The sequence below is a fragment of the Aminivibrio pyruvatiphilus genome (assembly GCF_004366815.1).
Taxonomy (GTDB): domain Bacteria; phylum Synergistota; class Synergistia; order Synergistales; family Aminobacteriaceae; genus Aminivibrio; species Aminivibrio pyruvatiphilus.
Map to the genome: position 1 here is coordinate 1 of NZ_SORI01000039.1, position 11,170 is coordinate 11,170.

The following is an 11,170-nucleotide window of genomic DNA, read 5'->3' on the forward strand; positions in this document are numbered from 1 at the left end:
ATATACATAAAAGAAGTATATCCGGAGAAAGGCAATCTGTCAATAGGGCAAAGACGCTAGGCACTACATTTCAATTTCCGGCTTCCTGATTTTCTAAACCCCCATGAACACTGCATTCCTTTTTTCAAAATCCTTGTTTTCTCGGAAAAAACGGCGAAGTCGGGAGCCGCCCTCCCGTGATGGTGAGGTTTTTCAGTGAATCGATAGTGTCCACGTTTTCCAGGACCCGGGTCCTCGGCGACTGGTCAGGGAACTGGGATGCGGCCAGGGCCACGGCTCCCGTCACGAAGGGGGCTGCCATTGATGTGCCGTCCAGGGAGCTGTACAGGGATTCGGCACCGCCCACTCCCGTTTCGCCCATCATTATCCCGTTGAGGCCTGCTCCCGTACTTCCGGTCTCAAGTTCTATTTTGAACAGAAATTCCCGAGTCTTGAAACTGTCCGGGACCGAGATCCTGAAATCAATAAAATAATAGTCCGTATTCGCCGAAATCTCGTAGACTTCTGTCCATGCCGCTCCGTTGTCGGAGGAGAAGTACACCCTCAGGAAATCCTCACCCTCCATAATATCAAGGGCAGCGGGAAAGCCCAGGACAATAGGCTCTTCCAGCGTGCCCGAAAGGTCTATGGCATCCTTCGGCAGGATCCATGACGTATTGTCCGTTTCGTATCCGCTCATCAATACCGGGCGCGAATCAAACGTTCCGGCCGACCATCCGTCCACGGAACCTTCCTCCGCCCCGTGGATCCACCGGGCGATATCCGATACGTCGTCAAAGAACGGATCCCCTGCCGAAGGGGTATACGACGTGTAGCTGCTGAGAATTCCCTCTCCCGGTGCTGCGAGGTGTACCGTATTCTTGCCGAAGTTCGAGAAATCCGCCAGGGTATCGTATTTGTCCGTCGCCGCCACCGAGATGATGTTCGGCAGGTCATAGCATGCCGGGTACGACGGCATCAGGTCGTTGTTGTTCGACTCGTTTCCCGCCGCCGCCACAAAAATGATTCCTTTGTTCGCAAGGCCGGAAATCGCGTTCTGCTGGACGAGTGAAGATGCATATCCCCCGTACGACCCGTTGACCACAGCGATGTCCACACCGGCGTCTTTCTTTTCGAGGATCCAGTCCATGGCGGCAATTTCGGCGCTGGTAAACACTCTGCCCACTCCGTCGCCGATCTTCAGGGGGATCATCTTCACGTTCCATGCCACGCCCGAAACCCCCAGGCCGTTGTTCCCCACGGCCCCGATGATGCCTGCCACGTGGGTCCCGTGCCCGTTGTCGTCCTCCGGATCGTCGTCATTGTTCACGAAATCGTAGCCCGATTTTCCGCTCCCGTCAGTCCACAGGTTCGCTGCAAGATCAGGATGGCTCAGGTCTGCACCTGTATCCAGGATGGCCACCACTTTCCCGTGTGCTGCATTGCGGATGTCCCATCCGTCAGGAGCGCTGACGTCCGCCCCTCTCACTCCTCCAGAAGACCCCGTATTGGACAGCCCCCACTGGTTGCCGAAATAGGTGTCGTTGGGAACCGTTGCGAACACCCGCCGGATATAGTTCGGCTCTGCCGCTTCCACATCCGGCATACTTCCCAGCCTGGCGATCAGTTCTTCCGTGGCCGTGCCCGGACTGCGGACCAGCATCACCTGCTTTCCAACCGTACGGGAGAGGGCGGCAAACACCCTGTGGTCCGAGGCGTTCACTGATGCCGCCGCAAGGGAAGCGGAGGAGGATGAAGCCCCCGTTTTGAACATCACCAGTGCCTCGCCGGGAACATATTCGGCCCCCTCGGGAATAGAGGCGAAGGCGCAGCCTGAAGAAATCAAAAGAACACCTGTTACGAACAAACAGAAGAAGCCTTTACCCCAACGGTGCATAGCTGTCGACTTCCTTTCATGATCAGCAAAAAAGCGGGAAAAACAGAATGGACTACAATAAAACTTTAGCACGAAAAGGCACGTTTCTCAATTATTCCAATATTTACTGGTATGGCGCAGAGAAGAACCTGTTGTTCCCAGTGAGAACCTGGTTTTACGAGCGCAGGCTTGAACTGTCTAAGGATCGTTGTAAACTGTCGTCATTCTGAGGAGCGCTGGAAATTTCTGTCATTCTGAGGAGCGTAGCGACGAAGAATCTGGTTTTGGTTCTAAAGGCCCTAAAACAAGGTCCTTCACGTTGTTCAGGGCGACAACCAACCCGAGGCCTGCACCGTGATGATGTCATTCTGAGGAGCGCTGGAAATTTCTGTCATTCTGAGGAGCGTAGCGACGAAGAATCTGGTTTTGGTTCTAAAGGCCCTAAAGCCAGGTCCTTCGCGTTGCTCAGGACGACAACCAACCCGAGGCCTGCACCGTGATAATGTCATTCTGAGGAGCGCAACGACGAAGAATCTGACCTTGCCTTCGATATGTCATCCTGAGGCCTGTTCCACCGCCCGAAGGATCTGCTTGATTCTGAAGGCCCTAAAACCAGGTCCTTCCGCGTTGCTCAGGACGACAACCAACCCGAGGCCTGCACCGTGATGATGTCATTCTGAGGAGCGGAGCGACGAAGAATCTGACCTTGCCTTCGATATGTCATCCTGAGGGCTGTTCCATCGCCGGAAGGATCTGGTTGGTTCTGAGGGTCTCAAAACCAGGTCCCTGTCCCGTTTCAGGTATGACATTATCACTGTCTCGTAACACAAATAACGGTTGAAAATTGACTTTGAAACTATCGAGTAATAAAATTACTCAAAAGCATTGTTCACACTTTGGTTCCTCGTAAATAAGGGAATCAAAAAGTGCTATCAAAACGGAATCGCTTTTTAGTAGAAACAGAAATGATGGACTTTTTTGATTTATCTTGATTATGGTCAGGTCTTTGAGTTTGAAAAAATGGGAAAATAGGCGGAGGCAAAAATGGCCGTAAAAGAACTTGTTCATGGTGACCTTCTAAAGCAGGTCCCTAGAAACGCACTTGCAAATATCCTCAGTTTCTTGCTCCACGTTGTTATTGGTATATGGTTTGTACCCTATTTAATTCGCCATGTTGGTATTGCCGCCTATGGGCTGATTCCCCTCGCTGCTTCACTGACCAACTACGCGGGGCTTGTCACAGTTTCCATCAGCGGATCTGTCGGCCGATTTCTGACGATAGATATCCAAAGCGAAAATAAGGAATCTGCAAACAGGACTCTCAATACTGCATTCTGGGCACTTTTTCTTGTTTGCCTTTGTCTTTTGGTTGCAATAGCCGCCTTCAGCTTTCACGTTGAACGTTTCTTCACAATACCGCAGGGAATTGAGCAGGAATCCCGATGGCTTTTTTTCTCAATACTCTCTGCGTTTCTTCTCACAACTCTAGCAGGTCCGTTAGGTGCCATCGCCTACTCATACAATCGCCTTGATCTGACAAATTGTGTGAATATGGCAGGAACTCTCATAAGAACAGTATTAGTAATCTTTTTCTTTTATTTTTGGGGAGCAAACCTGTTTTGGGCGGGGTTTGGTTATTTCTTCGGTGCTTCGTTCATATTGTGGGGGTATTATAACAACGGCAAGGGCCTTGCTTCTTTTTTGCATCTGGCTCCCAAATATTTCGACAGACCCCGTCTCGGCCAAATGGGAACAATGGGTGGCTGGATTCTGATAAACCAGGTTGGTTCACTCCTCTTTTTGCAGGTTGAACTTATTTTGGCAAATAAATTATTGGGAGCAGCCCCGGCGGGTGAATATGCTGCCGTACTGCAGTGGAGCACTTTGATACGGAGCATGGCAGGAATCGTATCGGGAGTGTTAAGCCCTCTGGTGATGATTTCATATGCCCGGAATGATTTTGAAGGCGTCGAAGGCATCGCAAAAAAAGCGGTATTCTTCATGGGAATCGGTATGGCGTTTCCCATAGGGTTTCTCTGCGGTCTCGCACCAAACATCCTTTCTGTTTGGCTTGGCAGAGAATTCGCAGGGCTAGCGCCTCTCATGGTACTGATGCTCGGACACCTTGTCATTAACCTGGCTGTCCTTCCGCTTTTCATGATAAACATGGCCTATAACCAGGTGAGAGTGCCCGGACTTGTCACCCTGTTCATGGGAATTGCGAATATCGGGCTTTCATTCTTTTTTGTAGTGATCGGGAATCTCGGCATGTACGGAATTGCCCTTGCCGGGGCAATTATGCTGACTCTCAAGAACGCCCTTTTCACGCCCTGGTATGCTTCTGCAGTAATGGGAAAAAAATTTTCTCTCTTTTTGATGCCAATGACAAAATCAGTTGCAGCGGCAGCAGGATTAGGGCTCTCTGCCTTTGTCCTGAGGCATTTGGTTTATATCAATAGCTGGACAGGGTTATTTTTGGTTTCAAGCCTTTTCTTCATCATTTATGTTCCTGTTGTCTGGTACCTGCTGATGAACAGTGACGAAAAAAACTTCCTTCTGTCTATGGTGCCTGAAAAAATGCGAAAACTATCAACAAAACTACGCACTTAGATAGAAATGCAAACATAGGATGATCAAGGGTGATAGTGATGAAAAACGTCTTTGACCTCGTTGTTCAAAACAACCTCTGCTCAGGCTGCGGCGTATGCGCCGGAGTCTGCCCTGCGGGAAATCTTGCAATGGAATGGAACGAACAGGGAGAGTACATGCCCACAGACCAGGGACGCTGTATTGACAGCTGTACCCTTTGCCTGAGAGTCTGCCCTTTTTACCCTGGTAATCCAGATGAAAACCAGCTTGGGAAAGAACGGTTCGAAGCAATAAACTCCATGCAGCACACGCCTGAAACGGGATTTTGGCTGGCATGTTATGCAGGCGCGGTAAGTGATGAAATCGAAAGGGGAAAAAGCGCCTCGGGAGGTTTCGCAAGCTGGGTTCTCGGTGAGCTTCTCGCAAATGGGTTCGTGGATGAAGTCATCTGTGTGGAGCCAAATGAAGACCCCGAAAAACTTTTCCGCTTCGCCCGCCTTGATAAGCCAGAAGACCTGGAGCGGGCAAGGGGGTCCGCTTACTATCCAGTGGAGTTCTCCGAAATGATGCGGTATATCAAAAGAACGAACAAACAATTCGCGGTGATCGGCCTTCCCTGTTTCGTCAAGGCGATCCGCCTCGCAGCAAGGGCGGATAAAACTCTCGAACGAAAAATACCTTTCCTCCTCGGCATTGTCTGCGGTCAGATGAAAAGCAGGAAATACACACAGTACATCGCTTCCCTTGCGGGAGTTGAAGAATCCCTGGAAAAAGTCTATTTCAGAGGAAAGCGGAATGACGCCCCGGCAAGTGACTATAACTTCCTCTGCAGGGGGATTTCAGGAAAAGAAGGGAAAATCTCATGGACCGAGGGGGTCTCCAGAATCTGGGGAGACCGGTGGTTTACCCTCGAATCATGCGGCTATTGTGACGACATCTTCGCCGAGACAGCGGACGCTGTGTTCATGGACGCCTGGCTGCCGGAGTACGTGAATGACAGCAGAGGCACGAGCCTCGCCATTATCCGAAATCCTGAGATTCTGAAGATTCTGGAGCGGAACAGCGGCAGCCAACTGGATCTCAGCAGGATTCCGGTGGAAAAAATCATCCAGAGCCAGCAGGGCGTCATTGAGAACAAACGCAAGGTTCTCTCGTATCGACTCTCGAGCCGCCCTAAAACAATCGGGGAGCGACCGTTGACGAAAAGAGTCCCTCCTGATGTTTCCGCGCTGAACTGCCTTGCGAGATACCATGTTGATGCCGTGGATTCCATCAGTTCAGAAACCCGGGCCTGGGATATCCCAAAGGAAAGCGCAGGAGAATTCAGGGCGCGGATCTCTCCGGAACTGAAAAGGCTTCAGCGCATCTCGAAAATTGTACGATTTGCTTCATTGCCGAGACGGGCAGCAGGAAAAATACTCAGGGCGATCAAAAAGAAAGCAGGACGAAAGTAACGAGATATCCTCAAGGAGGAACCATGAAAAAACCTATACGGATCCACATTTCCCATATTCCCAATACATTCAATTACGGCAGCGCCATGATGGCCATCGCATTGATCGACCACCTGGCAAGGTTGTGCCCGGAAGATCTCGTGTTTTACACTGATGCAAGCTCGCCTGAAGACCTTGAACGGCTTCAGGCATCCACCGGCCTTTCAAACATCCATGTTCTCCCGCCGTATGACGGAGGTTTCACCCGCCCAGCAAAATGGAAGGACATGCCAAAGTGGCGGAAAGTGCTGTGCATCCCTGCATTGGTTAGAAGCGGGAAAAAGAGACAGGATTACCTCGTTAAGAACTCTGATTTAGAGATAATCCTCGGAGGCGACGATCTTTCGGAATATTACGGGAAAAGATTTGTCGCTTTTGAATTGGCTAACCTTTGGTATATTTCGCGGAAAATCTCCTTGATTCTTCCAGGACAGACGATAGGCCCATTCACATCCTACAGAAAGAAATGGGCGTCCTTTTGTCTAAAAAAAACTTTACTGTACACCCGGGATGACCCGACATGGGAGTACTGTGTCAAAGAACTTGGTTTGGAGAATGCCAGTTCTTCAAGAGACCTTGCATTTCTTGACCTGCCTTTTCAGAACAACAAAGAAGAAGAGGACAGGATCCTTTCAAGATATTCTCTAGAGCCAGGAAAATATGCGACAGTCGTAGGTTCCGGCCTCACCGCCCACTATACGGAGCGGAGAAGTGATTTTATTGATAATTTTGCTGAAATCCTGAGAGAAATAGCAGGTAGAGAAGATGTGGAAAAACTGGTTTTCCTTGCCCATGTTGTCCGGCCTGTTTCTTCCGATGACCGGTTTGTAATGAGAGATGTAGTAAATTGTCTTAAGGACAGGAGTCTGGACTGGGTTTTAAAGAAACTGGTGATCATAGATGATGAACTATTGCCTTACGAGGCGAGGTTGATCCTTGGCAATGGCCGATGGACAATCACGGGCAGAATGCATGCTGCCATCTCTTCGATCCAGATGGGGAAACCAGTCATAGCGCTTTCCTACAGCGTGAAATACGACGGTGTTCTCTCAAAGGGGATGGGAATTTCCCGATTTGTAATTGATGCTTGTGGTACTGAAAAATGGACGGATTGTAAAATCGCAAAGGAAGTAAGAGAAAGAATTGATTTTATTGAATCAGAATATCAAGCATTATGCGGCCTGATAGAAAAAAGGCGTAGAGAATGTGAGGAAAGGGCTTTTCAACAGGTCAGTGAGATTGCCTCTATAATTTCTGGTTTAAAGAGAAGTTCACTGGAAAAGAGGAAAAGACTGTCATGAACCTAAAAATCAGCGTCATCATCCCGGCATATAATGCGGAAAAAACACTCAGGAGATGCCTTGACAGCGTCTTTGCTTCGGATTTCCATGAATCCATGGAGGTTATCCTGGTCAACGACGGTTCAAAGGATGGTACTCTTCAGGTAGCTGAAGAGTACAACAAATATCCAAATTTCGTTCTTATCGACCAGCCCAATGGAGGGGTAGCACTCGCTCGGTGGACCGGCATCAGCGCCAGCAGAGGAGAGTACCTTGGTTTCGTCGATGCTGATGACTACATTGCTCCCGATATGATATCGAAAATGTACGGGAGAGCGATGGAAACAGGAGCAGAAATAGTAATTTGCGGGGTGTATAAGGTGCGGGGAGGAGAAGCATATCCTCTCCTAACGTACGAAGGACTTGGAGTAGAAGAAAGTCAAGAGGCTATAGTGAGAACTATAATTCGCAATAGGAATGGTTCTTTATGTAATAAAGTGATATTAAGAGACTTAATTCAATATGAGGATTGTAATGCAACGAAAAACCTAGAATACGGTGAAGATTTGCTGCTTCTTTTTTTTGCATTGAGAAAAGCAAAAAAGGTTGCTTTCGTTGTTCAGAATCTTTACTATTATGTTGATAATCCAAATTCAGTCACACGTAACCCATCTTTGAAGGCTTTACAAGATTGTTTATTTGTTTATACTTATATTTATAATGCCTTTGCAGAATCTGCCAATAATCAATGGAAACGTTCCTCTCTTGATTTCTATTTTATGGGGTTGACAAACGCCTTGCGTCACATAAACAGAATTGCTTCATCAGACGAAATAGAGGAAGTGAAAAAAGAAGCAATTGATAAAATATGTCAAGTTAGTTTAATGCGAATAATAAAAAATAAAAACAAAAGAATTCTACTTGACTATATCTTAGTAAAATCTCGTGCTTTCGGTATTCTTTATTCAATATGGGAGGGTAAATTTTTCCAAAATCTAAGGAAACTCTGAAAAAGTCTCGGGCAAATTCCCCTTCAACTCTGTAAAATAGCGCTAATGAAAGGTTTCTTACCCCAGAAAATACGGGGAGATGAAGATCGATGAACCGCCAGCCAGAAAACGCTCGCGAACGCCTCCACTTCCACGGGATTGCTCGTCCGTATGTGCACCCAGTGCACCGCAGGGAAGTTGTAGAAAGCCAGGAGTTCCTCCCGGTCTTTGGTCAGGCAGTCAATCGCCTTGGGGTATTTTGGCCCCGTATTTGGCCGCTGCCCTGTCGAAGGCTTTCCTCGCTTCTTCCTTCGTCTCGGCCATCCAGATCTCGTGAAGGTCCGCCTTCATCTTGCCCTGGTGGGTACACCGGAGTAAATTGAGCCACCGTTCCGATGAAGTGGAGCCGGTGTTCCGACCAAACTGAGCCGGCCTTCCGACGGGAAAGCCATATTCAGAACCTTCTCATAAGATGGATGAACGCGTTGCATCTTGGACGTGAATCCATCTACAGGAGGTAGTCATGACAGACTATCGGGAGATACTTCGGCTGAACCATCAGGGAATAAGCGGCAGAGACATCGCGAAAAGCTGCGGATGCTCGCGCAACACCGTGGCGAGAGTGCTCGGCAAGGCTCGGGAGCACGGGATGACGTGGCAGAGTGCCGAGGAAAAGACCAACGGAGACCTCCGGGACCTCTTTTTCCCCGGTGTTCCGGCGCCGTTTTCCCGCACCAGGCCCGACTACGAGTACATCCACAGGGAGATGGGCAAAAGCGGTGTGACGCTCACGCTCCTGTGGCAGGAGTACTGCGAGAAGTGCCGAACAAACGGCGACATTCCCCTCATGTACTCCCAGTTCTGCCTGTGCTACCAGAAATACGCACAGAGCGCGGAAGCCACCATGAGACTGGTCCGCAGACCTGGAGAAAGCGCCGAAGTGGACTGGGCGGGGCAAAAGGCCCTCTGGCTTGACCCGGATACGGGAGACCGAATGGAAGCGCCGGTATGTATTCGTCGGTGTACTCTCCAGCAGCCGGTACGCGTACGTGGAGGCCTTCTCCGACCAGGACCAGGAGAGCCGGCTGACCGCGCACGTGAACATGTTCCGGTACTTCGGCGGCGTGCCCCGCATCCTGGTTCCCGACAACCTCAAAACCGGAATCACCAGGGCGGACAGGTACGACCCCGTCATCAACCGGGTCTACCGTGAACTGGCGGAACACTACGGCACGGCGGTCATCCCGGCGAGGGTCAGGAAACCCCGGGACAAACCGAATGCCGAAGGAACGGTCGGAATCGTCACCACGTGGATCCTGGCGGCGCTCCGGGACCGGGTGTTCTTCAGTATCCGTGAACTGAACGAGGGGATAGCCGAGAAGCTCGAGCGGTTCAACGCCAAACCCTTCCAGAAAAAGGAAGGCAGCAGGCTCGACGCCTTTCTCGCCGAGGAGAAGGCCGCTCTTCTGCCCCTGCCGGAAATCCCCTACGAGCTCTCTTCGTGGAAGAAGGCCATAGCGGACAAGTCGTACCATGTCTCTGTCGAAAAGATGCTCTACAGCGTCCCGTACGAATACATCGGCCACGAAATGGAGATCCGGCTGACCCGGAACGTCGTGGAAATCTTCTTCGACGGCCAGAGGGTATGCTCCCACACCCGGCTGAGGGGCCGTCCCGGCCAGTGCTCCACCGTACCGTCCCACATGCCGCCGGAGCACAGGAAATACAGCCTCTGGGACGGCAGCCGCTTCGTCTCGTGGGCCGAGGACGTGGGCCCCCACACAGCGGTCGTCATGCGGGGAATCCTCTCCGCCCACGCAGTCGAGCAGCAAAGCTACAGAAGCTGCTACGGCCTCGTCAGGCTCGGTGACACCTGCTCCTTCGAAAGACTGGAAGCCGCCTGTGAAAAGGCGCTGCTCTACACCCCCCGGCCGGGGTACAGGAACGTCAAGACCATCCTGACCACCGGACAGGACAGAGTGAAGACATCCCCTGCCGTCCCGGAAACGGCACGGCAGGACAAAGACAGTGAAAGCTACGGACTGGTCAGAGGTGCCGAGTACCACGGGGGAAAGAAATAATGCTGGACATGACGACGCTGAACAAGCTCCATGAACTCCGCCTTCACGCCATGGCGGAAAACTACAGAAGGCAGATGGAGGACCCCGCCTTCGGCTCCCTCGGATTCGAGGAACGGTTCGGGATGATGGTGGATTCCGAGTGGGCGCGGCGGCGGAGCACCCGTGTCGAGAACCTGATACGCAAGGCGGATTTTCACGACAGCGGCGCCTGCGTGGAGAACATCGAATACCACGACGACCGCAGGCTGGACAGGGGGCAGATAACGCGGCTGGCGTCGTGCTCCTATATCGACAGCGGCCAGAATGTAATACTCATCGGAGCCTCGGGATGCGGAAAGTCATTCCTCTCCTGCGCCCTTGGAGTGGCCGCCTGCAGACGCTTCTACTCCGTCCGGTACATCCGCCTCCCCGAGCTGCTGAACGAACTCGCCGTAGCCCGCGGCATGGGAGTGTTTGAAGACGCCCTCGAAGGGTACAGAAGGATTCGCCTGCTGATCCTCGACGAATGGCTTCTGTTTCCCCTGAACACCACCGAGGCGAGAGATCTGCTGGAAATAGTGGAGCGGAGGCTCGGGGTATCGTCCACCATCTTCAGCTCCCAGTTCACTCCTGAAGGATGGCACTCGAAGATCGGTGAAGGAGTCGTCGCCGATGCCATCCTGGATTCCCGGCCATTCATAACGAGGTTGCCGGGGAAATCACTATAAACCAAGCAATGATCGCACTTTGACAATCGTCGACTTGACCATCGCATCGTTACGTGTTACAATAAACATAACGAGGTGATGGGGGTCGTGGCAAGCATCGTCTTTCAAAAGGATAAACGTTCCGGAATCACCTATGCGTATGAATCGGCGTCCTACTGGGACAAGGAAAAACGACA

Annotated in this window: 7 protein-coding genes and 2 pseudogenes; 7 read left to right on the plus strand and 2 right to left on the minus strand. The window is 51.0% G+C overall.

The features are described 5' to 3' along the window. Positions 1–124: 124 nt before the first annotated feature. The gene (locus C8D99_RS14715; protein WP_166670233.1) at positions 125–1,825 is read right to left on the minus strand and encodes a S8 family serine peptidase; all 1,701 of its coding nucleotides are present in this window, start codon (positions 1,823–1,825) and stop codon (positions 125–127) included. 1,074 nt (positions 1,826–2,899) lie between these two features. Between C8D99_RS14715 and C8D99_RS14720 the strand changes: the two genes are divergently transcribed. From C8D99_RS14720 to C8D99_RS14735, 4 genes are read left to right on the plus strand one after another with little or no spacing between them, the layout of a single operon-like run. Then, positions 2,900–4,465: a lipopolysaccharide biosynthesis protein gene (locus tag C8D99_RS14720; RefSeq protein WP_133959264.1), complete on the plus strand. Its 1,566-nt coding sequence runs from the start codon at positions 2,900–2,902 to the stop codon at positions 4,463–4,465. Between the two features lie 38 nt (positions 4,466–4,503). Next, positions 4,504–5,898, plus strand: coding sequence for a Coenzyme F420 hydrogenase/dehydrogenase, beta subunit C-terminal domain (locus tag C8D99_RS14725; RefSeq protein WP_243833966.1), 1,395 nt, complete (start codon positions 4,504–4,506; stop codon positions 5,896–5,898). Positions 5,899–5,921: 23 nt separating this feature from the next. Next, a complete protein-coding gene (locus C8D99_RS14730; protein ID WP_133959266.1) occupies positions 5,922–7,238 on the plus strand; it encodes a polysaccharide pyruvyl transferase family protein in 1,317 nt (438 codons plus the stop codon). Further along, positions 7,235–8,227, plus strand: a complete 993-nt coding sequence (locus tag C8D99_RS14735; protein WP_133959267.1) for a glycosyltransferase family 2 protein — start codon at positions 7,235–7,237, stop codon at positions 8,225–8,227. The genes C8D99_RS14730 and C8D99_RS14735 overlap by 4 nt, the downstream gene beginning before the upstream one ends. Positions 8,228–8,355: 128 nt before the next feature. Here C8D99_RS14735 and C8D99_RS15615 read toward each other — a convergent pair. Continuing rightward, positions 8,356–8,566, minus strand: a pseudogene (locus C8D99_RS15615) (transposase); the annotation flags it as partial. A 163-nt stretch (positions 8,567–8,729) separates the two neighbouring features. Between C8D99_RS15615 and C8D99_RS15805 the strand changes: the two are divergent. The 3 genes and pseudogenes from C8D99_RS15805 to C8D99_RS14750 form a co-directional block, all read left to right on the plus strand. Then, positions 8,730–8,849 (plus strand): annotated as a pseudogene (locus tag C8D99_RS15805) (helix-turn-helix domain-containing protein); the annotation flags it as partial. A gap of 328 nt (positions 8,850–9,177) precedes the next feature. Further along, the gene (istA, locus tag C8D99_RS14745; protein ID WP_208321213.1) at positions 9,178–10,287 is read left to right on the plus strand and encodes an IS21 family transposase; all 1,110 of its coding nucleotides are present in this window, start codon (positions 9,178–9,180) and stop codon (positions 10,285–10,287) included. Positions 10,288–10,295: 8 nt separating this feature from the next. Beyond that, positions 10,296–10,994 (plus strand): ATP-binding protein, encoded by a 699-nt coding sequence (locus C8D99_RS14750; protein ID WP_208321214.1) that lies wholly within the window; start codon positions 10,296–10,298, stop codon positions 10,992–10,994. Positions 10,995–11,170: the final 176 nt, after the last annotated feature.

Excerpts from the sequence above, each read along its gene's own strand:
- C8D99_RS14735 (WP_133959267.1), top strand. The coding sequence starts at position 7,235 with ATGAACCTAAAAATCAGCGTCATCATCCCGGCATATAATGCGGAAAAA.
- C8D99_RS14720 (WP_133959264.1), top strand. The coding sequence starts at position 2,900 with ATGGCCGTAAAAGAACTTGTTCATGGTGACCTTCTAAAGCAGGTCCCT.
- C8D99_RS14750 (WP_208321214.1), top strand. The coding sequence starts at position 10,296 with ATGACGACGCTGAACAAGCTCCATGAACTCCGCCTTCACGCCATGGCG.
- C8D99_RS14730 (WP_133959266.1), top strand. The coding sequence starts at position 5,922 with ATGAAAAAACCTATACGGATCCACATTTCCCATATTCCCAATACATTC.
- C8D99_RS14725 (WP_243833966.1), top strand. The coding sequence starts at position 4,504 with ATGAAAAACGTCTTTGACCTCGTTGTTCAAAACAACCTCTGCTCAGGC.